We start from the raw sequence: 23,565 nt of genomic DNA on the forward strand, positions 1-23,565 counted from the left end.
CGGCAGCGGCCGCAGCGGCGTCAAGCGCATGTACTCCCGCTTCGTGGCCCTGCGGATCCGGCCCGCCGGACGCGAGATCCGCAAGGCAGCCGACGGCCCGGAGCTGCCGGTGCGCTGGCTGCTGGCCGAATGGCCCGCCGACCAGCCCGAACCCGTCCAGTTCTGGCTGTCCAACCTGCCCGCCGACACCCCGCTGGCCACCCTCGTGCGCACCGCGAAACTGCGCTGGCGCATCGAGCACGACTACCGCGAGATGAAACAGGCCCTGGGCCTGGCCCACTTCGAAGGCCGCACATGGCGGGGCTGGCACCACCACGTCACCCTCGTCTCCGTCGCACACGCCTTCTGCACCCTCCAACGCATCACCCGGGCCCCAAAAGAGACGGCGCCGGCCTGACCCTCTACCGGGTCGTCCGTGAACTGCAGTTACTCCTCGCGGTCTGGACCGGCGCCTGCCCCACCTGTCACCGCAACATGCCGGAACCGATACCAACCTGACCAAGCACTACTAGGACTGCCCTGTCCGTGTGCACTGCCGTGCGCACGGACAGGGGCTTCGTCGTGCCTGGCACGTCGGACTGCTCCTCGGCGCTGACTCATTCGGATAAGTGGTTGACCGCTCTGATGTGGTGTTGAATGCTGGCCACTCATCCGGATGAGTGGTTGGCGACTGAGATGGTCGGCGACTGCTCGTCCTCTTTGAGTCGAAGGGATTTCGATCATGGGACGTAAGGCACTGCGGGCGCTGGTCGTGTCGGGCGCGCTGGTGGCCGGTGTCGGCCTGGTAGGCGTCTCGGCGGCCTCGGCGATGCCGGCGGATCCGGGGTACTCGTCGGGTGGCTCCGGTGGGGCGGGTGCGTCGTATCCGGCGGACCAGTCGGTGTTCAAGTCGGCGACGGTGGACGGGTTGCGGGTGCGCATGGGCCCGGGGATGGATCGGGCGATACTCGGCCTGGTCTACGACGGTCAGCCGGTGCGGGTCATCACCTCGGCGTACGACTCGACGGGGCAGATCTGGGACAAGGTGATGTTGCAGACCGCTTCGGCGGGCGGCCTGTCGGCCGGATATGTCGGGTGGATCACCGAAGAGTACTTGTACTGACCTGACGTTCAGTAGGTGAGTCGGCCCCCTCTCGGCTTCGGCTGAGAGGGGGCCGCTTGGTGGACTATGACTCTGTCATATGTGAAGGCCTTGTGCGCATTGCGTGCAGGGGCGGGGGGCCGGTTGGTGTGGTTCCGGTTCCCGCACAGAGAGTAGTGGTGTGAAAACCCGATGAGACTTACACTGATCGCTCGGTTTTCGACTGGCACGCGTTCAAACGGGTGGGGTTAGTCGGCCGTTGTGACCAAAACGGCCATGGCTGGAGTGGGTTGCGCGATGGAGGAAGGCTGGTCGCCGGACGGGGGCTTTGTCGGTCCGGACGATGCTGTGTTCATTCCCGGAATCGGCTATGCGCCATCGTGGCGGGAAGCGGATGTGGCAGCGCAGGAACTCAACGCCGTTATCGAGGATTTGGGGCTGGATCGCCGGATCGTTCGGGCGATTGCGCATGTGGGCCCGAACGGTGAACCGGTGGTTTGGCTACGTATCGAGGGTGTTCGCCTGCTCGCGGGGCTCCTGGAGGAGATAGCGGGAGAAAGGCGGCGGGCATGTTGACGAGCGCTGGCGGACGGTAGGCGAGTAGGGGAAGGGAATGCGGGATGAGGCGGGATGACTGGCGGACTGCGAAGGGTTCGCGAGTGTGGATCGAAACCGATAGGCGGGGAGAGTTCATCCAGTGCGAGGGCTGCCGACGGCCGATCTTGATCACGGGTGCGGGTCCTGCGCGGTTTGCCGCCGAGCAGCACGCGCGGACCTGCCGGAATTAGGGCGGTCCCAGGCGGCGACGTTGGCGTCCTCGGCGCTGGCACAGCGGCCGATCGCCGCCAAGAGCTAGGAGTCTTCCCGGCGTTGCTTTGCCGGGAAGACTCCTGCATGACACCCTCGTCAGCCGCAGGGCACGTTGAGGTTGTACGTGCGATAACCGGAATTGATCTGGGTGTCGGTCCAGTACGGTCCGCTGAGGACATACCGTGCCCTGAGCGTGTAGTTACCGGGACCCGCGCAACCGGTGGAGTTGCCTTCGACAACACCGCCCGGACCGCCGCTGCCGGAACTGCTGCTGTCCAGCAAATCCTGCCCATTACGGGTCACCGTGTAGGCGAAATCGAAGCCGCAAGGGTACTTCGCCTTGGCGTAGTACCAAGCCCCTCCCCAGTAGTACTGGCACTCGGAGAATTCCAGCACGGGCCAGAGTTGGCTACCGTCAGTCGCGAGGCAGAACCGGGCTTCGGTGTAGGTCCAACGACCCTCTGAGTACAGCGAGAACTTGCTGCCGCATGTAGTCGTCGGCTCGGCCTTCGTCGCGACATGAGGCGCATGGTGAGTTGTGGCGCTGGCCGTGGACACCATCAGTGTCACCGCCGCCATTGCAGCAGTGGCTGTGCAAGCGATGGCGCGTTTGAGGAGCTTTTGGGGCGTTAACACGTTTCCCCCTCCGGGTGGTCAATTTTCCGCGAATATCGACAATCTGCCGATATTCGCGATCGATTGCTTGCGCATTGACCATGCCATGCACCCAAAGGGGGGAACTATGGAAAATGGCGCAACTGACTCGTGTGGGGGAATTCTTCACCTTGTCGCTTAATGGCTGAAATGGGTCATCTGTTGGACCTTCTGGGTCGCGTCGCCTGAGGTGGAGTGGGGGCGGTGTTTCGTCGGTTGATTGCGGGGTTTCGGTTACAGCACCCCGCGACGGCGGAACGATGCGATTACGTGCGTGGTGACCTCACGCGCGCATGGATCTTGGCCACCACGAAACCTGTTTCGCGCGTGAGGTTGCCACGCGTGGGCGGGGTCCAGGGGTGCGCTGTAGTGCCCCTGGTACCACCGGCCCCAACCCGTTCGTCACGGCGCTGTGCGCCACAGTGTGGACGTGGGTGGCGTAAGGAACTCGCACGGACGCCTGTGGTGGACGCAGGACTTCACGTCGTGAAAGGCAGGCCCGAGGCCCCCACAGCCCGGCGCCGGCTCGCGTCCGCAGAAACGTGTGCGCCCGCCGGGGTGGCACCGGCCACTACCGACGGGCGATGGTTCACGAGCGTGTCCCGAGCGGACCGATCCGCCTACCGGGACACATCCGAGACCGGCGGATACATCACTGGAACCCCATGCAGGCAGCGACGACGTACCCCTTCATCCCCTTCCACGTGACCGGGTACCAGAGCCTTTCCTTTATTCCACAGGCCTTGTACGTGGCTCCCGCCACGTAGGCGGTGTCGTTGGTGTTGACGACCGCGCCCTTGGGGATGATGCCCCGGGCGGTGGACTTGTTGGTCGGCTTCGCCCTCAGCGTGACCGATTCCAGCATCTTGGCCTTCGCCGGAGCCGCCGTGGCAGCCGGAACCGCACCGGCCACCACACCGCCCACCAGCGCGACAACGGTCGCAACGCGTGCAAGTCTCGTCACGGCAAATCCCCGTTTCTCTTTCTTGATCAGGTCTAACAGCCAGGCGACGTTAGCAAGTGCTGATCCATCGGGCCTTGGGGAGGGGCCGCGCCCACACGGCCTGGACACACACTCTCTACACGTCAGACCACGAACCACCAGATCCAGCAGCGCACACACGAACAGAGCGGTCCCGATGAAGTAGTTGACCGAGAGAGGCGCTGGCCTCCTTGGTAAATGAGCGTGATAGCGCGGCGACTTGGCGCCGGTAGCAGGCGAGAGTGGGCCTCTGTCGGCCGTGCGGCTAGCTTTCCCGATGACGAACAGGGCGGACGGCGAAGCCCCCCCCGCGACGATTCAGCGGGGGGCTTTGCTGCTTGGTCGGGTGCGGTGGCGGTGTCGGGCGGTTGCCGTCCGGACGGGACCGGCCGGAGGCCGCATGCCCGGCCGGGGCGGCAGGACCGCCCGGCGCGCCGAAGGCGCGCCCTTGAACAAGTAAAGCGAAGTTACTCCGATTCGGATCGCCGGCGGGTGGTGCGCCTGGCGGCTGCCCTGGTCGGCGTCACGGGGTAGGTGAGCCGGCACGTGGAGGCGGGGGCCTTCAACTCTTCGCACAACAAGGGGCGGTCCTGGTCGGCGTCGGTGGTCACGCGGTAGGTGATCAGGAGGGGGCTGGCGTCGCTCAGTCCGAGTGCCGTGCGCTCGTCGGGGTATGGGGCGCGAGCGGTGACATGTTCGGTGAAACTCAGACTGAGTCCGGCTTCGGCGAGTTGCCGGTACAGGTCGGCGATCTCGGCGTCTGGCTGCTCGGCCAGCGTGGGCACGTCGGCAGCGGTGGCCATCGGGATCAGGACACGGTGGGCCATCCGGGCACCGGTCGCCGCGTCGCAGAGCATGCGGTCCACGCTGATGGCATCCTGGTCAAGCTGGTCAAGCAACAGGGCTGGCGGTCCATCCAGCGCGATCCTGCTGACGGCAGGCGCCTCGGCCTCCTTCGCCACCGGCAAGCGCCAATCCCCCTTCGCAGTGCGCTGGATGGACCGGTCAACACGGGTGGCGGGCAGGACTCCGCCGGACGGAAGAACCCTGCTGCCCTTGCCCTGCAAGGACTCCACCAGTCCCATGCGACGCAGCTCGGCGACGGCCGCACGGGCGGTGTGCTTGCCTACGCCGTACATCTCCACCATCTCGTTCTCGGACGGCAGGAGATCGCCTGGTTGATAGCGGCCGCGCTTGATGTCGGTGGCCATGCGCTGAGCCACCTGCAAGTACATGGACGGGGCGCGTTCGATGTGCTCTCGGGCTGCCATGGCTGGTGTCCTTCTCGGTTCGCCGGTCTGAGTACTGGGTGGGCTTCGGGCGGACTGGCTGTCAGTGCCTCGTGGTACGGCGCACGGGCACTCATGAGGATAAGTGGTTGACCGGTCCGTCGAACAGCCCCCTACCCACTCATCCGGATAAGTTGTTGACCCTGCGTCGAGCGACAAGTCAAGATGATCACCCAACTCATTCGGATAAGTGGCTGGGTGGGTGTGATGCTGGATGAGGTGAACTGCCTTGATCAACAAACCGATCGACACCGGGCGGTTGGGCACGATCCGTTGCCTGATCGCTCCGGAACCGCGCGTCACGCTGGAGGGCGAACAGCGACGTGACCGCGAGGGAAACCCCCTGTGGATCACGGGTCTCGTGGTGCGCCAGATGGAGGGGCGCCGGCTGGAGGAGATCCACGTGGTCACCAACGGCCAGCCTCAGGGTCTCGTGGAGGGTGGTGAGGTCCGGGTCACGGACCTGTGGGGTAACGACTGGGAGATCGACGGCCGGAACGGTACGACCTACCGGGCTGCTGCGATCACGCCCGTGCAGGGCTCCGTCGGCAGCTCCGCTCCGTCTCCTGCGGCCGGTCCGCGCGGGAAGCCGGCGGGCGGCGATTCGTGATGGAGCGGTATTTCTGGCACCTGAATGCCCGGCAGGCGGACGGCATGGCCTGCGTGGTCTGCAACGCCGACTTCCTCAACGCGAAGATCACGTCTCTACCGGTCGGGCGGTCGCCTGCCGATGAGTCACAGGTCTTCGCATGCAAGGACCCGTGCGCGGCCGTGATCGCGGACGAGGCGGATCGCATGGCCCGAGACATGCGGGCGGCGGCAGGCGCGGACGAAGCAGACGGCGAGGACGCTACGGATCGCGATGGCCCGGTGTTCTGCGTGGATGGGCATTTCGGTTCGCTGCTGCGGGATCTGCGAGCGCTGGCTGGTGCTGAAGCGCTGCTCGCGACGTCCGATGACATCCCCGCCCTTCGATTCCTCCTCGGCCTCACGGCTCGTCATGCCGAGTCGGCCATGCTGCGCGCCCGGCTCGTGCTCGCCTGGACCAAAGAAGAAGGAGCGGACTGATGCCCGCTTCCCTGGTGGTGTGGATCCTGTCAGCGCTGCTGATCGTCGGTGTGCTGACGCAACGCTGGTGGGAACCGCGTCTGGCGGCGCGGGGCATCCCGATGCGGCAGTGGCCATGGCGCTGGTGGCTGGTCGGCTACCCGGGAACCGCACTGCGCATCTGGACGACGTGGCGCCACTGACCCACCTCAACGGGCTTTCGGTGAGCACTTCGCCGGACCGCCGGGTCATCGGCCGTGACCTCGTAGTGCAGGGACAGGTGCTGCGCCCTAAGCCTCCTGGGCGGTCCTGGCCGGTGCCGACGAAGAACGGGCTGAAGCTGCGGGTGCTGCTGCATCCGGGCCAGACTCCGGCCCCGTACTTTGCGGCGGCCCAAGCTATGGAGCACGCCTGGCACGTGCACGGAGTACGGGTCACCTCTCCCCGTCGAGGACAGGTGGTCATCCATGTCACGGCTCTTGATCCTCTGACCGGTGAGGTCCCGTTCGCCCGTGCGCCGGCTCCGACGCTGCTGTCGGCGGACGTGGGCCGTATCGAGGATGGCGAACCCTGGCTGGTCGACCTGCGGCGCGTGCCTCACTGGCTGGTCACAGGGGCCACGCAGTCCGGTAAGTCGTCACTGTTGGCGGCGCTGGTCCTCGGGCTGGCGCCTCAGCCGGTCGGCTTGGTCGGCATCGACTGCAAGGGCGGTATGGAACTGGGCCTGTTCGGCGGCCGGCTCTCGGCGCTGGCCACCGACCGGACACAGGCGGTCGGACTGTTGTCCGGCGTGGTCGACGAGATCCAGGCGCGCATGCGAGTCTGCCGTGAGGCGGGCAAGCGGACCATCTGGGACCTGCCCGAACATCTGCGGCCGGTGCCCCTCGTCGTGATCGTGGACGAGCTGGCAGAGCTGTACCTCACCGACGGCTCTCGCGAGTCGAAAGACGAGACGGAGCAGTGCGGAACACTGCTGCTGCGCGTCGCACAGCTCGGTGCGGCACTCGGCGTCCACCTGGTCGTCGCCGGACAGCGGGTCGGCTCCGACATAGGCCCAAGGGTCACCACACTCCGCGCCCAACTGGGCGGACGCGTCGCCCACCGCGCTCATGACGCAGCGTCAGCCGAGATGACCTTGGGTGACATCAACCCGGACGCCGTGATCACCGCCCAGAACATCACCGAGGACGAACAGGGCGTCGCCGTGGTCGCCATGGGCGGCCGGTGGATGCGCGCCCGGTCCCGCCTCGTCACCACTGTCGATGCGGCCTCGATTGCCCGGATGGACCCCCCGGCGGACCCGTTCCTGACACAGCCGCACCCCGTGAATTTCGTGAAAGGAGGTGCAGCAGCATGACGCAAAACGAAATGTGGGCCATCGACGCCTTCCTGTTCCTGTACGTTGTCCTGATCGCGCGATCCCGGGAAATCAAGTGGTATCAGGCAACCCTGATTTCCTTGTTCGGATTCCTGCTGGCAGGAACCCCGTTCTCCTATCCCGCCTGGGAGATCGTCAAGATCCTCGGAAGCCTATTTTTCGGCTGACCCCGAAAAGGAACCACAGGGGAAGGCTGCGCTGAACCCGTAGCTGAGTCAAGCAAAGACGGAGCTGAACCCATGAATGCCGCGCCTATCTACCACGAAAGGGGGCCTCCCATGTTTCCGATATCAGATAAGGCGCGGCGCTCGGTCCTCGATGAGCCTGAGCGTCTGCGCCTTCTTTCTTCTACCGAGCGGGACCTTATCCGTCTCGTTCACGAACCCGGATACTCTCGCTGGCTCGAACAGATCACATCCATAGGCGGGTGCGCTCACCCGATCTATCTCGCAGGACACACAACGACCCACGACGTGGCCACGGGTGAAGTGCTGCGGCACTACGACACCAGCGGTGAACCCGGCGGCCGGATGCCTGTGCGCTGCCGCAACCGACGAGAGACGCGCTGCGAGCCGTGTTCCTACCTCCACGCCGGCGATACCTTCCACCTGGTCCGTGCCGGCCTCCTGGGCGGCAAGGGAGTAGCGGAAGGAGTCCAGCGTCACCCCCGGCTCTTCGTCACCCTGACTGCCCCCTCATTCGGCGCCGTACACGGAGCCTTTGACGGCGCCGTATGCCGTCCCCGCCGAGATGGCGGTGTCTGCGAACACGGGCGGCCTGCCGGCTGCGGTCAACGACACACCGAGAACGATCCAGCGGTGGGACAGCCGCTGTGCAGGGACTGCTACGACTACGCCGGACACGTGCTCTGGCACGCCTCGGCGGGCAAGCTCTGGAATCGCTATTGCCACATGCTCCGCCGGCACCTGGCAACGGCCGTAGGAATCACACAAACCCGTCTGCGGGAACACCTGACGCTGTCGTTCGCCAAGGTCGCCGAGTACCAGAAGCGGGGCGCTGTTCACTTCCACGCGGTCGTACGCCTCGACGGGCCCGACGGCCCTTCCTCGCCCCCGCCTTTGTGGGCGACAACTGACCTGCTCTCAGATGCCGTTCGGTCGGCTGCCGACCAAATAGAGGTGCATACCCCGTATTCCCCGGCAACCGGTGAGCGGGTCATCAAGTGGGGGAAGCAACTCGACGTTCACGCGATCCGTAGCGACGCATTTACCGAATCATCGGCCATGACGGATAGCGCCGTTGCGGCCTACGTCGCCAAATACGTATCCAAGAGCGTCGGCGACTCGGGCGGCATCGACTACCGAATACAGGACGTCGACAGCATCCGCCTTGCACCAGTGAATGCCCACCTGCGGGCGCTTATGGCCACGTCCTGGCGCCTGGGCGGCCTGCCAGAGCTGGAGGGGCTGAACCTGCGGGCCTGGGCCCACACGCTTGGCTACCGGGGCCATGTGCTCACCAAATCACGTCAGTACTCCACCACTTACGGGGAGCTGCGCGCGGTGCGGGCGGACTACCAGGGCGGCGGCGCGCTCGCCTTGGAGGACCGAGAGACCGTCACGGAATCAGCCTGGCGCTATGTCGGCTCGGGGCACTCGCCGGCAGAAGCGGACATTGCATACGGCATAGCCGAAGACCTAGCGAACCTACGGAAACTCAGAAAGGAAATGATAGCTGAGGGGTGGAGGTATGCCGCGTAACGGCGATGGTAATCCCCTGATCCCTCTCGAAGAGTGGGTGAAGCGGGAGCTGGAGAAGCTCCCGCCCTTCTCGGAAGAACAGGACCGAGAACTCCGGCAAATCCTCGGCCTGTCTGACGTCACCTACGAGGAATGACCTTCAGTAGATTCGGATCGAAGGGAGCTCGCCTGGATCGCCCTTCAGGTAGAGGCGCGATGATAACGGCTCGAATGATCTTGGCTATGGCCATCCTTTTTTGAGTCAGGTCCATGGGTGGAATTCCCTTCTTGGGATTTCCGTACCAGCGCGAACGGTCCCACCCATTGAAGGCATTACTTTCGGCCACAGCTACGGCGTGCTCTTCCCGATCTTGTTCAAGCCCCTTGATTTTATCGTCAAGGTCGGGGAGTAGGTCATAGAACGTCTCATCGCTAATGTCGCCTTCCATCCATTTGGATGAGAGGGACTTTTTCTTTTCCAGGATGGAAGCGAGGAGTTCCGCCCCATCCCAGGAATCCACCTTCTTGGGGACGGCCTTGTACCTCGCTTCTAGGGCTGCAACTACCAAGGCTTCGAGGTGCGCGTCAACCTCTTTCCCGCTCCTGGCTACGCCTCCACACCCAATCTCGGTGCAGACGTATTCATGCATATCTGGATCGCTCTTGGTCGGGCGGCGGGTCCCCCCGATCTTTGTGTTGCATACGACGTCAATCGGGATGTTCCCGCAGCGGAGGAACCCGCTAAAGAGGTATTTCCTAGCTCGACCTTCAGGCGGACCAGGATTCTTTCCCCCGCCATTGGTTAGCCTACTTCCCGTCTTGGCGCCTCTCTGCTTCGAGAGGTTGCAGATGTATCGCCACTCATCCGGGGTGCCTATGGTTTCCCATTTGCCGACAATCGGCTTTCCGTCCTTGTCGACAACCAGTTTCCCTCTGATCTGGCGGTAGCCGTAGTTAGTGGCATTAGTCAGGTATTGGCGTACGGTCTCACCGGACCAATCTGCGCCGCTTGCTCCTTTGATCCCCTTCTCGCGCAAGTGAATTGCAATCGTCTTCCACGCTGCCCCTGCCATGGCCCATTCCTTCATCCTGATAGCCCAGGGGCTCTCTTCAGGGCACAGCTTTTCGTTAACCTTGCGTCCCTTCAAAGGGTCCTGGGCAAGGTAACCGAAACGGCGACGGCCGCCGGGGGTAGTTCCGTCCTGTGCGCGACGGCTGATGTTTCGCTTGATGCGCTCCTTGGTCTTGGACACCTCTCCTTCGGATACCCCCGAGTTCACCAGGCCCACGATGTGGCCGCCGGTGCTTGAGATGTCGTAGACCTTGCCTCGCTCGATAAAGACCCCGTCATCGGCGGTGATGACGGCGCGCCGAAACCTGATGTAGTCCTCTGGGAGGCGCCAAACCCGTTCGTGCTCCTGGGCCACGATGGCTTGGACAGGGAATCCCTCGGGGACCTTGCGGTGAAGTAGAGCCTTCGTCATCTCCAGGAAGGAGGGGCGGGTTATGTCAGGGTCGGCAGCGGTGATGTTGTTGTCTTCATAGAAGCGCACGATGGCTATGCCGTGCTCGCCTGCAACTTCCTGGTTGCCCTCGTGCTGGTGCCGGACACCTCGGCCCTTCTCCTTGGTCAAGGCTTGCGTGGTCGACCTGACGGCCTGGTCCCCGCTGATCCTGGCGTAGTCGATCCCCGGTATACGGCCGTTGAGCCATTCCTCAAACGTGCGGCCTTGCTGGAGCGCTGTCACAAGCTCCGGGTTGAGGTAGCTGCGAGAGCTGCCGGCCATGTCCCTCCCCTTCGTCTGTACTGGTCACCTGCGGTGATCAGCCCCCGACCATGGTCGCCAAGCGGTCTGGGATCTGACTACCGGTTTACAGATTGACTTAGACGAGTGGATGGCCGACTACGGCTTCCTGGAGGACGAGGGCCCGAGCGCCCGCGTCGCCGATGTCCTCAGCCACAAGGCGGGCGACGTCATCCCCTCCCTCGTGCACATGCACCCCGAGGAGACCGTCGGCCAGGCCATCGAGGTGCTGCGCGAGTACGGCGTCTCGCAGATGCCGGTCGTCAAGCCGGGCGCGGGACACCCGGACGTGATGGCCGCCGAGGTCGTCGGTTCCGTGGTGGAACGGGAGCTGCTGGACGCCCTGTTCAACAAGCGCGCGTCCCTCGACGACCCGCTGGAGAAGCACATGTGCGCCCCGCTGCCCCAGGTCGGCTCCGGCGAGCCGGTCGGCGACCTGATGTCCGTGCTCGGCTCGGCCGACGCGGCGATCGTCCTGGTCGAGGGCAAGCCGACCGGTGTGGTCAGCCGGCAGGACCTGCTGGCCTTCCTGGCCAAGGGCGGCAAGTAGGGGCGGCAGGCAGGGCGGCAGGCAAGGGGCCGCACATGCCGGCGAACCCCCGGTGAACTGGTGGTTTACGCCGACCACTTGAGGTGAGGCGGGGTTCGCGGAAGTGGTACGAGCGCGTCACGTGCGCGCAGCACCCGCTTAACACGGATCCGGCACATTAGGGGTGTCGGCAGGGGGGAGCGGCTCTCCGCCCAGGCCGACGCCGAACGGCGCCAAGGAACCTCCGGAGCGGCTCCCGGACCTCCATGGACGCCACGGACGCGGAGGCCCGGCCCTGACCCGGACCGCGTCCCTCGCGGGGACCGCCGTCGTCCCGCCCCCCGGAAACGGGGGTGCGGCGGTCCCCGCGAAAGTCTTTTCCCGGGGCCTTCTTCCGGAGTCTTTTCCCGGAGTCTTCTTCCGGGACGTCAGCCGTCGGACTCCGTGCGCCGCCGGCCGGAGAGGATCTCCGGGTTGGTGCGCACGGCCTGGGCCGCGTTGACACCGACGATGCCGGCCCAGGTCGCCACCATCCCGGTCATCCCTCCGAAGGCGCCGCTGATGGCCGTCAGCGGCACGGCGAGGACCAGCGAGACGATGGCGAACCCGAAGCGCTCCGGCCAGCTGTCGGCGTCCTTCGGGCGCCGGGTGCCGCGCGCGGTCGTCATCCGCTGCTCGGCCAGGTGCCGCCGCACCCGGCGGTCCACGGCGTCGTCGATCCGCTGCTCGACCTTCTCCAGGAAGGAGTCGACCAGCGCGGAGTCGTACTCGGCACCGAGATCCGTGCGGGCCCGCACGGTGGCGTCGAGTTCCTTCCGCAGGTCCGGGTCCTTCCGCAGATTCAGGCCGGCGTCCCGCGAGTCCAGTGTGCTCATGCCCCCACCCTAGAAACCACACCCGCCCCGCGCACTGGGGAAAGCCCCCCTTTCGGGACCGGGCTGCCGGGTCGGGCTGGGTCATGAGACGCCCCTTGCTCGGCTGTATAACGTCATGCAGAGTTCTTGGTGTGTGAATAGTCTGGTGACGGGTCGAGGGGAGTCTGGGCATGGTGTCGTCTCGTGCCGTGGATACGTCGCAGCCCGTGCCGTCCGAGCGATCGGCGACCGTGGTCCTCGACGGGTCCGGACTCGGTGTCGAGGGTGTCGTACGTCTTGCCGGCGGTGCCGTCCGTCCCGTTGCCGAGGGCGGTGCGATGCGGCGGGTGGAGCGGTCCTGGAGTGCCGCGCGGCAGATCGCGGCCACCGGGCGGGTCTACGGCCGGTCCACCGGTGTCGGTGCCAACCGGAACGAGGACGTGCCCACCGAGGCCGCCGCCGGGCACGGTCTGCGGCTGTTGCGCAGCCACGCCGGTGCCATCGGCGAAGAGCTTCCGGCGCGTGAGGTGCGGGCGATGCTCGCCGTCCGCGCCAATCAGCTGCTGGCCGGCGGTGCCGGGCTGCGGCCCGGGGTGGTCACCGCGCTGTGCGAGGCGCTGGAGAGCGGCGCGTATCCGGTCGTCAACGAGTTCGGTTCCGTCGGTACCGGTGATATCGCGGCCCTGGCCCAGGTCGGGCTCGCGCTCGCCGGTGAACACCCCTGGCGCGGTGTGGGCGCCCCCGCGCCGCAGCCCCTCGACAACAACGACGCCCTCGCCCTGATCAGCAGCAACGCCCTCACCCTCGGCCAGTCCGCGCTCGCCCTGCACGAGCTGCGCGGGCTCATCGGCGCCACCCAGGTCGTCGCGGCGCTGTCCCTGCTCGCCGTCGACGGCTCCCACGAGGCGTACGCCGACCCGGTGCACGCCGCCCGCCCGCACCGGGGCAGCGTCGAGGTGGCCCGGCGGATGCGCGAGCTGATCGGCGCCGCCGACCGGCCGACCCCGCCGCTCGGCCGGATCCAGGACCCCTACGGCCTGCGCTGTCTGCCCCAGATCCACGGCCCCGCGCACGACGCCGCCGATGCCCTGGAGCGGGTGCTGGCCGTGGAGATCAACGCGGCCGCCGAGAACCCGCTCATCGCCGCCGAGGACCTCGCCGCCTACCACCACGGCGGCTTCTACGCGGCTCAACTGGCCCTCGCCCTCGACCACTTCAGGCTCGCCGCGACCCAGGTGGCCCGGCTGTCGACATCCCGTCTGTCCACCCTCAACGAGCCCGCCTACACCCGGCTGCGCCCCTTCCTCGCCGACCACGAGCCGGCCTCCTCGGGGGTGATGATCCTGGAGTACGCGGCCGGCGCGGCCCTCGGTGATCTGCGGGCCTTCTCCGCGCCCGCCTCGCTCGGCCACGCTGTACTCTCCCGGGGCGTCGAGGAACAGGCCAGCTTCGCCTCGCTCGCCGCGCGGCAGACCCTGCGCGCGTGCGGTGCGTACCGTCTGGTGGTCGGCTGTGAGCTGGTCGCCGCCGTCCGGGCGCTGCGCCAGCGCGACCTCAGGCCCGACCCCGGGCTGCCGGCCGGAGCGGCGTTCGCGCTCGCCGAGCCGGTCCTCGACGCCGACCCGGCCGACCGGCCGCTCACGGACGATGTGACGCAGGCGGCCGCACTGCTCGACCGGTTCACGGACATCTGGAGGGGGAGCGCGTCATGAGCGTGGACAGGGGTATCGGTGCAGATGCCACGGAAGGCGCCGCCTCCCAGGTGGCCTCCGGTGCGGTGAGCGACAGTCCCGCGAACCGGCTGCAGGCGCTGTTCGAGGGCCACCGGCTGACGCCGACCCAGCGCCGGATCGCGCACAGCATGGTGCGCAGGGCCGCCGACGTGCCCTTTCTGTCCAGCGTGGAGCTGGCCGAGCTGGCCGGCGTCAGCCAGCCGTCGGTGACCCGGTTCGCCGTCGCGCTCGGCTTCGACGGCTATCCGGCGCTGCGCCGGCATCTGCGCGAGGTCGTGCCCGCCGAACCGGCCGCCGAGGCGGGTGCCTTCAACGAGTACCAGCAGGCCGTCAAGGCCGAGATCGAGAACCTGCGGCACCTCGCCGACCTGCTCGCCGACCCGCGCCCGGTGCAGAAGGCCGGCCGGATCCTCGCCGCCTCCCGCCCGCTGCCGGTGCTCGGCCTGCGCGCGGCCGCCTCCCAGGCGTACGGCTTCGCCTACTTCGCCGCCAAGGTCCACCCGGACGTCCGGCTGCTCGACGAGGGCGGCACGATGGTCCAGGACCGGATCGACGCCGCCGTCCGCGCGGGCGCCTCCGCGCTGCTGTGCTTCGCGCTGCCCCGGCATCCGCGCGAGGTCGTCGACACCCTCGCCTACGCCAAGGACATGGGCCTGACCACCGTCACCGTCGCCGACTCCGCGTTCGCGCCGGTCGCGGGGCACTCCGATCTGCTGCTGCCCGCCGCCGTCGGCACCGGGCTCGCCTTCGACACCGCGTGCGCGCCGATGCTGCTCGGACGGGTGCTGCTGGAGGCGGTCTGCGACGATCTTCCCGAGGCGCAGGCCCGGCTGGAGGAGTTCGACGCGAAGGCCGCGGCGCGGGGCCTGTTCGTGGAGTGACCTGCCCGCGGGCGCGCTCTCAGACTCGTCTCACGTTCCCTCGTTACCGTGCCCGGCCGACAGCACTGTGCCGGTACGGCGGACGGTGCCGGTACGAAGAGACGGTGCCGGTACGAAGAGGAGGCGGATCGTGGCGCGCGGAGGACGCGGAGGACAGGGACTGGCCCGGGTGGCCGTCGTCGTACGGGCCGGGGCGGCTCCGCTGTGGTGGTTCGGGGTGTGCGCCGCGGGGATCGGGGTGCTGCCGCCCGGGGTGACCGGCCGCCGGATCGGGGTGCTCACCGGTGCCGCGCTGTTCCTCGTCGGCATGGCGGTCGTGGCACTGGTGCGCCGGGGTCGGTACGTCGCCCTTGCCCGCGGCGCGGCCCGCGCGGGCAAGTACGACGTACTGCAGGACCGGGCGGTGACCGTGCGCAACTGGCGGCGGGGCCACCGCTGGTGGCTGCTGGCGGCCTCCGTCGTCGCGCTCGGCTCGTCCTTCGCGCTGCCCGCCGCCGGCGGCATGCTGCTCGCCGGTCTCGGCACCGGGCTGCGGCTGAAGGCCGCCTGGCTCGGGCGGCGCGAGCGCGCCGAGGAGACACTGCTGTGGGTGCGCGTCGACTGGCTCGACCGGCGTGGTGGACGCCCGGCGGGCAAGGCCGTCAAGGGCCTGCGCGGCACGGGCGTCGCGGCCGGCGACGCGGCCCCGGGCGGGGCCCGCCGCCGTACCGCCGAGCTGGTCCCGGTCTCCCGGGACTTTCGCAACACGCCCTAGATCTCCAGTTCCTGCTCGATCTTCTTCAGCTGGTGACGGGCCATCGCCAGGTTGGCCCGGGAGGAGTCGAGGACCAGGTAGAGGAACAGGCCGTTGCCGCCGCGGCTCTTGAGCAGGCGGATCAGGTGGTACTGGTCCGAGAGCGTGATCAGGACGTCCTCGATCTCACCCTTGAGGCCCAGCATCTCCATCGTGCGCATCTTGGCGCGGATCACATCCGTGTTCCCGGCCGCGGCCACGTTCATGTCGAAGCTCTTGCTGCCGCCCAACGTGCCCAGCGCCATGCCGCTGGTGTAGTCGACGAGCGCGACGCCGGTGGCGCCCTCGACGGAGGTCAGCGCCTCTTTCAGGGCCGTCTCGGTGTTTGCCATGGTGATCCTCTCAACTGTCGGTTGTGGTGCGTGCGGTACCGGCGCGTGGTGTGCGCGTGCTCCGGGCGCGTGCGGGTGTGGTCGCGGGGGGCCGGCGTACGGCCTGTGCCGTGGCCTCGGCGGCGTCGAGCAGCTCTCCGACGCGGGCGCCGGCCCGGCGGCCTTCCAGGTGCAGCCGGCCGACGTTGACCCGGTCCTGGGCGAGCAGGGTCAGTACGGCGGTGCGGCCGGCCGCGTAGGTGGCGACATAGCCGCGCTCGCCGCGCACCAGCAGCTCCCGGAAGCCGCCGTGCCCGGTGGCGTCGGTGACCCGGACGGCGACGCCGAGCGCGGCGGCGGTCAGGGCCGAGAGGCCCTCCGGGTCGACTCCGGGCGTGTCATGGGCGACGACGAGACCGTCGACGCCGGCCGCCAGGGCCCCGGTGAGCTGCGGTACCCGGCTGCGCAGCCGGTGCAGCTCGTCCAGGACGGCCTGGAGGTCCTCCTCGGACACCATCAGCTCTCTCCTCTCGGCGGGGCGGTGCCGTTCAAAGCGCCTCCAGTGCATCCCTGAGCCTCTTCAGCAGCGCGATGTCGGGGTCGGTGACCGGGGGTGGGGGCAGCGGGGAAGGCGCCGTCACACGGGGTTCCGGCGGGTGGGGTGCCAGCGGGGTGACATGGCCGGCCGCCGCGAGCCGGCGCACGTCGACCAGCGTGTGGAAGGCCTGCCGGCCCAGGTTCCGGGCGATCCCGACGGCCGTGCGGACACCGTCCACGCGGTCCAGGACCGCCCGCTGCCGGGGCGTGACGGGCGCGGCGCGCGCGGGGTCCGTGCGGATCAGCGGGGCGCCGTCGGCGGCCGGGTCGGGCCACAGCCGGTGCAGCAGCAGCCGGCGGCGCAGCGTCTCCCGTTCGAGGGCGACGACCGGCACCGAGGGCAGCGGGCCGACGCGGGGCGTGTTGTCGTAGCGGAAGCGGCCCGGGGTGCTGCTCGGGGCCAGGGTGAAGTACCCGGCGTCGTACACCGCGTCCAGATGGCACAGCTCCAGCGCGCCCGCGGGCAACAGCCCCTCGTCCAGCAGGAGTTCGGCGGCCCGCAGCGGGCCGGACGCGCGGGCGGCGGCCCGCTGCCAGGCGGCGCTCGCGAGGGTGCCGTGGGCCGTGAGGAGCACATCGAGTCCGGGGGCGAACGGGCTCTCGGCGTGTACCACCCGGCCCTCGGCGAGATACAGGGTGCCGTGCTCACGGACCAGGATGCCGGTGGCCCGCTCCTCGGCGAGCCGGGTCAGCATCGGCGACAGCGCCCGGCCGGCCGTTTTGTCCCGCACCGGCAGAGGAGGCGGCGTAGGTATCTGCACCAGGGTCATCCCAGCACCAGCCGGGCCGCCATCTCGCCGAGCCGGATCCGGGCGAGGGCGAGGTTGCCCTCCTCGCGGCCGAGCCACAGATGCAGGAAGACGCTGCTGTCGAAGGACGTGTCCACGAACCGCAGCAGGTGGTAGCTGTCGTGATTGCTGACGATCACGTCCTCGACGGGCGGGCGCCCGTCATCGCTCCGGGCCGCGAAGGCGCCGTGCTCGGCGGCCATCCGGGCCAGTTCGGCGGCCTCCGCGGCGGTCGTCTCGTGATCGCCGCCGGGCGCGTCCCCGACCGTGCCGAGGGCGAGTCCGCTCGTCCAGTCCACCAGTGCCGCGCCCCGCGCACCGGGCAACCGCATCGCTGCCAGCAGACACTCGTCGATTCCGGGCACCGTGGCTCCCCTCCCGCCTGGGAATCCGGTTGAGTGACAGCGACACTACGCAACGTGTGCGCGGGAGGAGGAGCCTTTGGCATTTTCCAGTGGAACATGCGTCCGGGGTACTAGTGTTGGTCAACTGACGTGTGTGCCAGGTGAGTTGATCCATTCGTTCGAGGGGCGCCCGGCGTGCGTCAACGGCTGCCGGACGCCCGGAGGGTGGTGAGTGCGTCCGCGTGCGCCCCGCCGGACTCCGCCACCACCTCGTCGACGGTCTGCGGCTCCCGTACGGTCGCGAAGGTGACGCCGCCCGAGCCGTCCGGCGCGAAGCCGTGGATGCCGGGCCGGGCAAGGGAGTTGTAGGCGTAGTGGTGGGCGAAGTAGTACGCGCCCGTGTCCAGCGCCGCCGCGAAGTCGCCCTGTTCCAGCAGGGGCAGTGCGCGCCCCTCGGCGAGCAGATCGCCGGAGAAACAGGCCGGCCCGGCCACGTCCTGCACCACCTCGGGCCCCGGCTTCGGCCGCCCCTTGGCGTCGTACGCGGCGATCCTGAGCGGCCATGCCTGCGGCGCGTACACGGTGCGCGTCGCCACCTGCACGCCCGCGTGCGTCACCGCGATCCGCCGCCCGCCCGCGCTCTTGGCGTACTCCACCCGGGCCACCACCGTCCCCTGCTTGGCCAGCAGCGACCGCCCGAACTCGGTCACCAGCCCGTACCGCCCGTCGAACAGCCCCGGCACCTCGGCGGCCAGCAGCCGGGCATGGTCCGCGTACGACGGCGCGGTCGCCTCGCCCGCGAAGTTCACCGGCAGCCCGCCGCCGATGTCGAGCGTGTCGATCTGCCGCCCGCCCGCCCGCTCGTTGATCTCCTCCGCGAGCGCGTACGTCTCCGCCACGCCGCGCGCCAGCAGCGCCGGCGGGATGCCCTGCGAGCCGGTGTGCGCATGCAGCCGGGTCAGCCAGGGCCGCTCCAGGTACGCCCGTACGACCCACTCGCGCGCCCCCTCGTCGCGCAGCGCCACCCCGAACTTCGAGGTCGGCGTCGCCGTCGAGGTGGCCCCGATGGTGCCGCCGCCGATCTGCGGGTTGACCCGGATGCCGAGCGGGGACCGGGTGGGGGCCGTGCGCACGAGGGCGTCCAGGCGGTCCAGCTCCTGCGGGTTGTCGGCGTTCACGGCGATGCCCAGCGCCAGCGCCTCGCGCAGCTCCGCCGGGGTCTTCGCCGGGGAGTCCAGCACCGTCCGCGCGGCCGGCACCCCGGCCGCCCGGGCCAGCGCCAGCTCGCCGGGGCTCGCCACCTCCGCGCCGATGCCCGCTTCATGCAGCAGCCGCAGCACCGGCACCAGCGGGGTCGCCTTCACCGCGAAGGCGTGCAGCACCGGCGTCCCGGGCGCCACGACCGCGTCGAACGCCGCCCGCAGGGCCGCCGCCGACTCCTGGATCCCGGTCACGTCGAGCAGCCCGACCACGGCCGCGTCCGGCCCCAGCAGCCCCTGCTCCACGGCGGCCCGCACCGCCTCGTCCCGCCGGGCGGCGCGCTGCCGCGCCTCGCTGTCCCTGCTGCCCCCGCTGTCCCCGATGCCCCCGGTGTCCCGCTCCACGGTCTCTCCCCTCGTCTGGGTCGCCTGTGCATCCAGCCAAACACCGGCGGCGCGCGGACGGGCTCGGCCAGATGTATTGACTAGTTCTATTCAGGCCATCAGGATGTGAATAGAGGCAGTAACAGGAGGAGGCAGACGATGTCGGGACCCCGCCCCGTACGAGCACCGCGCGGCACGGAACTGAGCGCCCTGGGATGGCAGCAGGAAGCCGCCCTGCGGATGCTGCAGAACAACCTCGACCCGGAGGTCGCCGAGCATCCCGACAAGCTCGTCGTCTACGGCGGCACCGGCAAGGCCGCCCGTGACTGGCGCTCCTTCGACGCGATGGTGCGCACGCTGAAGACCCTCAAGCAGGACGAGACCATGCTGGTCCAGTCCGGCCGCCCGGTCGGTGTGATGCAGACCCACGAGTGGGCCCCGCGCGTCCTCATCGCCAACTCCAACCTCGTCGGCGACTGGGCCAACTGGGAGGAGTTCCGCCGTCTGGAGGCCCTCGGCCTGACCATGTACGGCCAGATGACCGCCGGCTCCTGGATCTACATCGGCACCCAGGGCATCCTCCAGGGCACCTACGAGACCTTCGCCGCCGTCGCCGCGAAGAAGTTCGCCGGCACCCTGGCCGGCACGATCACCCTGACGGCCGGCCTCGGCGGCATGGGCGGCGCCCAGCCCCTCGCCGTGACCATGAACGACGGCGTCGCGATCTGCATCGACTGCGACCCGCGCGCCATCGAGCGCCGCATCGAGCACCGCTACCTGGACGTCAGGGCGGACTCGCTGGACCACGCGCTCCAGCTCGCCACCGAGGCCCGCGACGCCCGCCGCCCGCTGTCCATCGGCGTCCTCGGCAACGCGGCCGAGCTGGTCCCGCAGCTGCTCGCGATGAACGCCCCCATCGACATCGTCACCGACCAGACCTCCGCCCACGACCCGCTGTCCTATCTGCCGGTGGGCGTGGCCTTCGAGGACATGGCCGACGCCGCCGCCAAGGACCCGGCCGGCTTCACCGCGCGTGCGCGGGAGTCCATGGCCCGGCACGTCGAGGCCATGGTCGGCTTCATGGACGCCGGCGCCGAGGTCTTCGACTACGGCAACTCCATCCGTGGCGAGGCCCAACTCGCCGGATACGACCGGGCGTTCGCCTTCCCCGGCTTCGTCCCCGCCTATATCCGCCCCCTCTTCTGCGAGGGCAAGGGCCCCTTCCGCTGGGCCGCCCTGTCCGGCGACCCCGCCGACATCGCCAAGACCGACAAGGCGATCCTGGAGCTGTTCCCGGAGAACGAGTCCCTGGCCCGCTGGATCAAGATGGCCCGCGAGCGCGTCCACTTCCAGGGCCTGCCCGCGCGCATCTGCTGGCTCGGCTACGGCGAGCGCGACAAGGCCGGCGAGCGGTTCAACGACATGGTGGCGAGCGGGGAGCTCGCCGCTCCGCTGGCGATCGGCCGTGACCACCTGGACTGCGGCTCCGTCGCCTCCCCGTACCGCGAGACCGAGGCCATGCTCGACGGGTCCGACGCGATCGCCGACTGGCCGCTGCTGAACGCCATGGTGAACGTGGCGTCCGGGGCGTCCTGGGTGTCCATCCACCACGGTGGCGGCGTGGGCATGGGGCGGTCGATCCACGCGGGTCAGGTGACGGTGGCCGACGGGACGAAGCTGGCCGGCGAGAAGATCCGTCGGGTCCTGACCAACGACCCCGGTATGGGTGTCATCCGGCATGTGGACGCCGGGTACGACATCGCGGAGTCGGTTGCGGCCGAGCGTGGGGTCCGGGTGCCGATGCGCGAGGGTGACCAGGCGTGACCTTCCACAGCATGTGGGCGGAGCTGCTGCCGATCGGCCGCAACTCCGCCTCCGGCGGCTACCGCCGCTATGCCTGGAGCGGGGCCGACGCCGACTGCCGGGCCTGGTTCAGGCAGCAGGCCGAGGACCGTGGGCTGGTCCACGAGGTCGACCGGAACGGGAATCAGTGGGCCTGGCTCGGGGACCCGGCCGCCGGGGACGCCGTCGTCACCGGGTCGCATCTGGACTCCGTGCCGGACGGCGGGGCCTTCGACGGGCCCCTCGGGGTCGTGTCCTCCTTCGCCGCGCTCGACGAACTGCGTGGCAGGGGCGTGCGGTTCACCAGGCCCCTCGCCCTCGTCAACTTCGGTGACGAGGAAGGGGCCCGGTTCGGGCTCGCCTGTGTCGGGTCGCGGCTCACCGCCGGGCAGTTGAGCGTCGAGCAGGCGCACCGGCTCACCGACGGGGACGGGATCAGCCTGCCGCAGGCCATGGAGGCCGCCGGGTACGACCCCGAGGGCATCGGAGCCGACCCGGAGCGGCTGGCCCGCATCGGCGCCTTCGTGGAACTGCACGTCGAGCAGGGCCGCGCGCTGGACCTGTCCGGCGACCGGGTCGGCATCGCCAGTGCCATCTGGCCGCACGGACGCTGGAGGTTCGACTTCCGGGGCGAGGCCAACCACGCCGGCACCACCCGGCTGGCCGACCGGCGCGACCCGATGCTGTCGTACGCCGAGACCGTGCTCGCCGCCCGCCGGGAGGCCGAACTCGCGGGCGCCGTCGCCACCTTCGGGAAGATCGCCGTGGAGCCCAACGGGGTCAACGCGATCCCCTCCCTCGTGCGCGGCTGGCTCGACTCCCGCGCCGCCGACCAGGACACCCTGGACACGGTGGTCGGCGGTGTCGAGAAGGCGGCCCGGGAGTACGCGCACGCCCACGGCATCGATCTCGACGTCGTGCGGGAGTCCTTCACCCCGGTCGTCGAGTTCGACCACGCCCTGCGCGACGAACTCGCCCGCATCCTCGGCAAGGACACCGAGCTGAAGGTGCCCGTCCTCGGGACCGGAGCCGGACACGACGCCGGAATCCTCTCCGGCAGCATTCCGACCGCCATGCTGTTCGTACGCAACCCCACCGGTGTCTCGCACTCCCCGGCCGAGTACGCCGCCGAGGACGACTGCGTGGCCGGGGTGCGTGCGCTCGCCGACGTACTGGAAGGGCTGGCCTGCAGGTGACCAGGGCGACCTACTGGCTGGAACACGCCTGGCGCGACACCACCGTCGAGCCGGGCGTGCTGCTCGATGTGGACGGCGGGCGGATCAGTGCCGTCCGCACCGGCGTCCCCACCCCGCCGCCCGGCGCCGAGGTGCTGCGCGGACTCACGCTGCCGGGGCTCGCCAACGCCCACAGCCACGCCTTCCATCGGGCGCTGCGCGGCACCGTCCAGGTCGGCAGCGGCACCTTCTGGACCTGGCGCGAGGTGATGTACTCCGTCGCCGACCGTCTGACCCCGGAGACCTACCACGCCCTGGCGCGCGCGGTGTACGCCGAGATGGCCCTGGCCGGCATCACCTGTGTCGGCGAGTTCCACTACGTGCACCACGCGCAGGGCGGCACCCCCTACGCCGACCCCAACGCGATGGGCGAGGCACTGATCGACGCCGCCGCCGAGGCCGGCATCCGGATCACCCTCCTCGACACCTGCTATCTGTCCTCCGCCCTCTTGAACAAGCACAGTGGTGAGGCCCCCAACACCCACCAGCTGCGGTTCTCCGACGGCAGCGCGGAGGCCTGGGCGGCACGCTGTGCAGTTCTCAAGGAGCGGGATCACGCGCGGATCGGGGCGGCGATCCACTCCGTACGGGCCGTGCCCGCCGGGCAGTTGGCGACCGTGGCGGGATGGGCGCAGGAGCGGCGGGCCCCGCTGCATGTGCATCTGTCGGAGCAGACCGCCGAGAACGACGCCTGCCTGGCCGCCCACGGCGTCACGCCCACCCGGCTGCTCGCCGACCACGGCGTCCTCGGGCCGCGCACCACCGGTGTGCACAGCACCCATCTCACCGACGAGGACATCGCCCTGCTCGGCGGCTCCGGCACCGGCACCTGTATGTGCCCGACGACCGAGCGGGACCTCGCCGACGGCATCGGCCCCGCCGTCGCCCTCCAGCGGGCCGGCTCCCCGCTCTCCCTCGGCTCCGACAGCCACGCCGTCATCGACCTGCTCGAAGAGGCGCGCGCGATGGAGCTGGACGAGCGGCTGCGCACCCGCACCCGGGGCCACTGGACGGCGAACTCCCTGCTGCGGGCCGCCACCGTCGACGGCCACGCCGCCCTCGGCTGGGACGAGGCCGGCACCCTGGAGGCGGGCTCCCTCGCCGACTTCACGACGATCGCCCTCGACTCGGTCAGGACGGCGGGCACGCTGCCCAGGCTGGGCGCCGAGACGGCCGTCTTCGCGGCGACCTCGGCGGACGTACGGCATACCGTCGTGGGCGGCCGGCAGGTCGTACGCGACGGCGCGCACACGCTCGTACCCGATGTGCCGCAGGCCCTCGCGCGGGCAGTCGAGGCCCTCCGCTCCTGACCACCACCCACGAGGACAC

Annotated in this window: 25 protein-coding genes and 1 pseudogene; 16 read left to right on the top strand and 10 right to left on the bottom strand. The window is 69.2% G+C overall.

Translation table 11 applies throughout. The annotated features are described in order from the left end of the window. The 3 genes from IE277_RS35040 to IE277_RS35050 form a co-directional block, all read left to right on the top strand. On the top strand, positions 1 to 397 hold a 397-nt coding region (locus IE277_RS35040; RefSeq protein WP_189957784.1), incomplete at its 5' end, for a transposase. A gap of 324 nt (positions 398 to 721) precedes the next feature. Continuing rightward, positions 722 to 1,102 carry an SH3 domain-containing protein gene (locus tag IE277_RS35045; protein WP_189957785.1) on the top strand — a complete coding sequence of 127 codons (381 nt, stop codon included), beginning with the start codon at positions 722 to 724 and terminating at the stop codon, positions 1,100 to 1,102. Between the two features lie 276 nt (positions 1,103 to 1,378). Beyond that, on the top strand, positions 1,379 to 1,657 hold the full coding sequence (locus tag IE277_RS35050; RefSeq protein ID WP_189957786.1) for a hypothetical protein: 279 nt from the start codon (positions 1,379 to 1,381) through the stop codon (positions 1,655 to 1,657). A 330-nt stretch (positions 1,658 to 1,987) separates the two neighbouring features. Here the strand turns inward: IE277_RS35050 and IE277_RS35055 are convergent, their stop codons facing one another. The 3 genes from IE277_RS35055 to IE277_RS35065 all read right to left on the bottom strand — a co-directional run bounded on the left by IE277_RS35055 (position 1,988) and on the right by IE277_RS35065 (position 4,798). Beyond that, positions 1,988 to 2,461, bottom strand: a complete 474-nt coding sequence (locus IE277_RS35055) for a hypothetical protein (RefSeq protein ID WP_189957787.1) — start codon at positions 2,459 to 2,461, stop codon at positions 1,988 to 1,990. A 736-nt stretch (positions 2,462 to 3,197) separates the two neighbouring features. Beyond that, positions 3,198 to 3,668: a hypothetical protein gene (locus tag IE277_RS35060; RefSeq protein WP_189957788.1), complete on the bottom strand. Its 471-nt coding sequence runs from the start codon at positions 3,666 to 3,668 to the stop codon at positions 3,198 to 3,200. Positions 3,669 to 3,994: 326 nt separating this feature from the next. Continuing rightward, positions 3,995 to 4,798: a GntR family transcriptional regulator gene (locus IE277_RS35065; RefSeq protein ID WP_189957789.1), complete on the bottom strand. Its 804-nt coding sequence runs from the start codon at positions 4,796 to 4,798 to the stop codon at positions 3,995 to 3,997. A gap of 247 nt (positions 4,799 to 5,045) precedes the next feature. Between IE277_RS35065 and IE277_RS35070 the strand changes: the two genes are divergently transcribed. The 6 genes from IE277_RS35070 to IE277_RS35090 all read left to right on the top strand — a co-directional run bounded on the left by IE277_RS35070 (position 5,046) and on the right by IE277_RS35090 (position 8,962). Next, positions 5,046 to 5,426, top strand: a complete 381-nt coding sequence (locus tag IE277_RS35070; RefSeq protein ID WP_189957790.1) for a hypothetical protein — start codon at positions 5,046 to 5,048, stop codon at positions 5,424 to 5,426. Next, on the top strand, positions 5,423 to 5,884 hold the full coding sequence (locus IE277_RS35075) for a hypothetical protein (protein ID WP_373310960.1): 462 nt from the start codon (positions 5,423 to 5,425) through the stop codon (positions 5,882 to 5,884). The genes IE277_RS35070 and IE277_RS35075 overlap by 4 nt, the downstream gene beginning before the upstream one ends. Continuing rightward, positions 5,884 to 6,066 (top strand): hypothetical protein, encoded by a 183-nt coding sequence (locus IE277_RS49780; protein WP_373310961.1) that lies wholly within the window; start codon positions 5,884 to 5,886, stop codon positions 6,064 to 6,066. The genes IE277_RS35075 and IE277_RS49780 overlap by 1 nt, the downstream gene beginning before the upstream one ends. Positions 6,067 to 6,086: 20 nt before the next feature. Next, positions 6,087 to 7,220 carry an FtsK/SpoIIIE domain-containing protein gene (locus IE277_RS35080; RefSeq protein WP_373310962.1) on the top strand — a complete coding sequence of 378 codons (1,134 nt, stop codon included), beginning with the start codon at positions 6,087 to 6,089 and terminating at the stop codon, positions 7,218 to 7,220. Continuing rightward, positions 7,217 to 7,408: a hypothetical protein gene (locus IE277_RS35085; RefSeq protein WP_189957791.1), complete on the top strand. Its 192-nt coding sequence runs from the start codon at positions 7,217 to 7,219 to the stop codon at positions 7,406 to 7,408. The genes IE277_RS35080 and IE277_RS35085 overlap by 4 nt, the downstream gene beginning before the upstream one ends. A 111-nt stretch (positions 7,409 to 7,519) precedes the next feature. After that, a complete protein-coding gene (locus tag IE277_RS35090) occupies positions 7,520 to 8,962 on the top strand; it encodes a replication initiator (RefSeq protein WP_189957851.1) in 1,443 nt (480 codons plus the stop codon). 119 nt (positions 8,963 to 9,081) lie between these two features. Here IE277_RS35090 and IE277_RS35095 read toward each other — a convergent pair whose 3' ends face one another. Beyond that, positions 9,082 to 10,728 carry a recombinase family protein gene (locus tag IE277_RS35095; protein WP_189957792.1) on the bottom strand — a complete coding sequence of 549 codons (1,647 nt, stop codon included), beginning with the start codon at positions 10,726 to 10,728 and terminating at the stop codon, positions 9,082 to 9,084. Between the two features lie 100 nt (positions 10,729 to 10,828). Here IE277_RS35095 and IE277_RS35100 point away from each other — a divergent pair. After that, a pseudogene (locus tag IE277_RS35100) lies at positions 10,829 to 11,296 on the top strand (CBS domain-containing protein); the annotation flags it as partial. Positions 11,297 to 11,703: 407 nt separating this feature from the next. On the opposite strand, the gene IE277_RS35105 reads toward IE277_RS35100, so the two are convergent. After that, a complete protein-coding gene (locus tag IE277_RS35105; protein WP_189957793.1) occupies positions 11,704 to 12,150 on the bottom strand; it encodes a hypothetical protein in 447 nt (148 codons plus the stop codon). Positions 12,151 to 12,320: 170 nt separating this feature from the next. Between IE277_RS35105 and IE277_RS35110 the strand changes: the two genes are divergently transcribed. The 3 genes from IE277_RS35110 (at position 12,321) to IE277_RS35120 (ending at position 15,497) form a co-directional block, all read left to right on the top strand. Further along, positions 12,321 to 13,841, top strand: coding sequence for an aromatic amino acid ammonia-lyase (locus IE277_RS35110; protein ID WP_189957794.1), 1,521 nt, complete (start codon positions 12,321 to 12,323; stop codon positions 13,839 to 13,841). Then, complete coding sequence (locus tag IE277_RS35115) at positions 13,838 to 14,743, top strand: MurR/RpiR family transcriptional regulator (protein WP_229882187.1); 906 nt, start codon at positions 13,838 to 13,840, stop codon at positions 14,741 to 14,743. The genes IE277_RS35110 and IE277_RS35115 overlap by 4 nt, the downstream gene beginning before the upstream one ends. A 130-nt stretch (positions 14,744 to 14,873) precedes the next feature. Next, positions 14,874 to 15,497, top strand: coding sequence for a hypothetical protein (locus IE277_RS35120; RefSeq protein ID WP_229882188.1), 624 nt, complete (start codon positions 14,874 to 14,876; stop codon positions 15,495 to 15,497). On the opposite strand, the gene IE277_RS35125 is transcribed toward IE277_RS35120, so the two are convergent. From IE277_RS35125 to IE277_RS35145, 5 genes are all read right to left on the bottom strand, one after another. Beyond that, positions 15,494 to 15,868, bottom strand: coding sequence for a roadblock/LC7 domain-containing protein (locus IE277_RS35125; RefSeq protein ID WP_189957795.1), 375 nt, complete (start codon positions 15,866 to 15,868; stop codon positions 15,494 to 15,496). The genes IE277_RS35120 and IE277_RS35125 overlap by 4 nt on opposite strands. A 10-nt stretch (positions 15,869 to 15,878) precedes the next feature. Then, positions 15,879 to 16,364 (bottom strand): roadblock/LC7 domain-containing protein, encoded by a 486-nt coding sequence (locus tag IE277_RS35130; protein ID WP_189957796.1) that lies wholly within the window; start codon positions 16,362 to 16,364, stop codon positions 15,879 to 15,881. A 31-nt stretch (positions 16,365 to 16,395) separates the two neighbouring features. Next, positions 16,396 to 17,214, bottom strand: coding sequence for a transcriptional regulator (locus tag IE277_RS35135; RefSeq protein WP_189957797.1), 819 nt, complete (start codon positions 17,212 to 17,214; stop codon positions 16,396 to 16,398). Next, complete coding sequence (locus IE277_RS35140; protein ID WP_189957798.1) at positions 17,211 to 17,597, bottom strand: hypothetical protein; 387 nt, start codon at positions 17,595 to 17,597, stop codon at positions 17,211 to 17,213. Before IE277_RS35140 ends, IE277_RS35135 begins: the two co-directional genes overlap by 4 nt. A gap of 179 nt (positions 17,598 to 17,776) precedes the next feature. After that, entirely contained in the window at positions 17,777 to 19,159 is a 1,383-nt protein-coding gene (locus IE277_RS35145) for a type III PLP-dependent enzyme domain-containing protein (RefSeq protein WP_189957854.1), read from the bottom strand. Between the two features lie 159 nt (positions 19,160 to 19,318). Here IE277_RS35145 and hutU point away from each other — a divergent pair, with 159 nt between their 5' ends. The 3 genes from hutU to IE277_RS35160 are packed head-to-tail and all read left to right on the top strand — an operon-like array spanning position 19,319 to position 23,546. Beyond that, positions 19,319 to 20,983: a urocanate hydratase gene (hutU, locus tag IE277_RS35150; RefSeq protein WP_189957799.1), complete on the top strand. Its 1,665-nt coding sequence runs from the start codon at positions 19,319 to 19,321 to the stop codon at positions 20,981 to 20,983. Next, complete coding sequence (locus IE277_RS35155) at positions 20,980 to 22,197, top strand: allantoate amidohydrolase (protein WP_189957800.1); 1,218 nt, start codon at positions 20,980 to 20,982, stop codon at positions 22,195 to 22,197. Before hutU ends, IE277_RS35155 begins: the two co-directional genes overlap by 4 nt. Continuing rightward, positions 22,194 to 23,546 carry a formimidoylglutamate deiminase gene (locus tag IE277_RS35160; protein WP_189957801.1) on the top strand — a complete coding sequence of 451 codons (1,353 nt, stop codon included), beginning with the start codon at positions 22,194 to 22,196 and terminating at the stop codon, positions 23,544 to 23,546. The genes IE277_RS35155 and IE277_RS35160 overlap by 4 nt, the downstream gene beginning before the upstream one ends. Positions 23,547 to 23,565 lie beyond the last annotated feature (19 nt).

Origin of the sequence: Streptomyces alanosinicus, from assembly GCF_014650595.1 — a bacterium.
GTDB classification, from domain to species: domain Bacteria; phylum Actinomycetota; class Actinomycetes; order Streptomycetales; family Streptomycetaceae; genus Streptomyces; species Streptomyces alanosinicus.

Bases quoted from the DNA above. Each gene is read 5' to 3' on its own strand.
- IE277_RS35045 (WP_189957785.1), top strand. From the start codon at position 722: ATGGGACGTAAGGCACTGCGGGCGCTGGTCGTGTCGGGCGCGCTGGTG.
- IE277_RS35050 (WP_189957786.1), top strand. From the start codon at position 1,379: ATGGAGGAAGGCTGGTCGCCGGACGGGGGCTTTGTCGGTCCGGACGAT.
- IE277_RS35065 (WP_189957789.1), bottom strand. From the start codon at position 4,798: ATGGCAGCCCGAGAGCACATCGAACGCGCCCCGTCCATGTACTTGCAG.
- IE277_RS49780 (WP_373310961.1), top strand. From the start codon at position 5,884: ATGCCCGCTTCCCTGGTGGTGTGGATCCTGTCAGCGCTGCTGATCGTC.
- IE277_RS35085 (WP_189957791.1), top strand. From the start codon at position 7,217: ATGACGCAAAACGAAATGTGGGCCATCGACGCCTTCCTGTTCCTGTAC.
- IE277_RS35090 (WP_189957851.1), top strand. From the start codon at position 7,520: ATGTTTCCGATATCAGATAAGGCGCGGCGCTCGGTCCTCGATGAGCCT.
- IE277_RS35095 (WP_189957792.1), bottom strand. From the start codon at position 10,728: ATGGCCGGCAGCTCTCGCAGCTACCTCAACCCGGAGCTTGTGACAGCG.
- IE277_RS35105 (WP_189957793.1), bottom strand. From the start codon at position 12,150: ATGAGCACACTGGACTCGCGGGACGCCGGCCTGAATCTGCGGAAGGAC.
- IE277_RS35110 (WP_189957794.1), top strand. From the start codon at position 12,321: ATGGTGTCGTCTCGTGCCGTGGATACGTCGCAGCCCGTGCCGTCCGAG.
- IE277_RS35115 (WP_229882187.1), top strand. From the start codon at position 13,838: ATGAGCGTGGACAGGGGTATCGGTGCAGATGCCACGGAAGGCGCCGCC.
- IE277_RS35125 (WP_189957795.1), bottom strand. From the start codon at position 15,868: ATGGCAAACACCGAGACGGCCCTGAAAGAGGCGCTGACCTCCGTCGAG.
- IE277_RS35130 (WP_189957796.1), bottom strand. From the start codon at position 16,364: ATGGTGTCCGAGGAGGACCTCCAGGCCGTCCTGGACGAGCTGCACCGG.
- IE277_RS35135 (WP_189957797.1), bottom strand. From the start codon at position 17,214: ATGACCCTGGTGCAGATACCTACGCCGCCTCCTCTGCCGGTGCGGGAC.
- hutU (WP_189957799.1), top strand. From the start codon at position 19,319: ATGTCGGGACCCCGCCCCGTACGAGCACCGCGCGGCACGGAACTGAGC.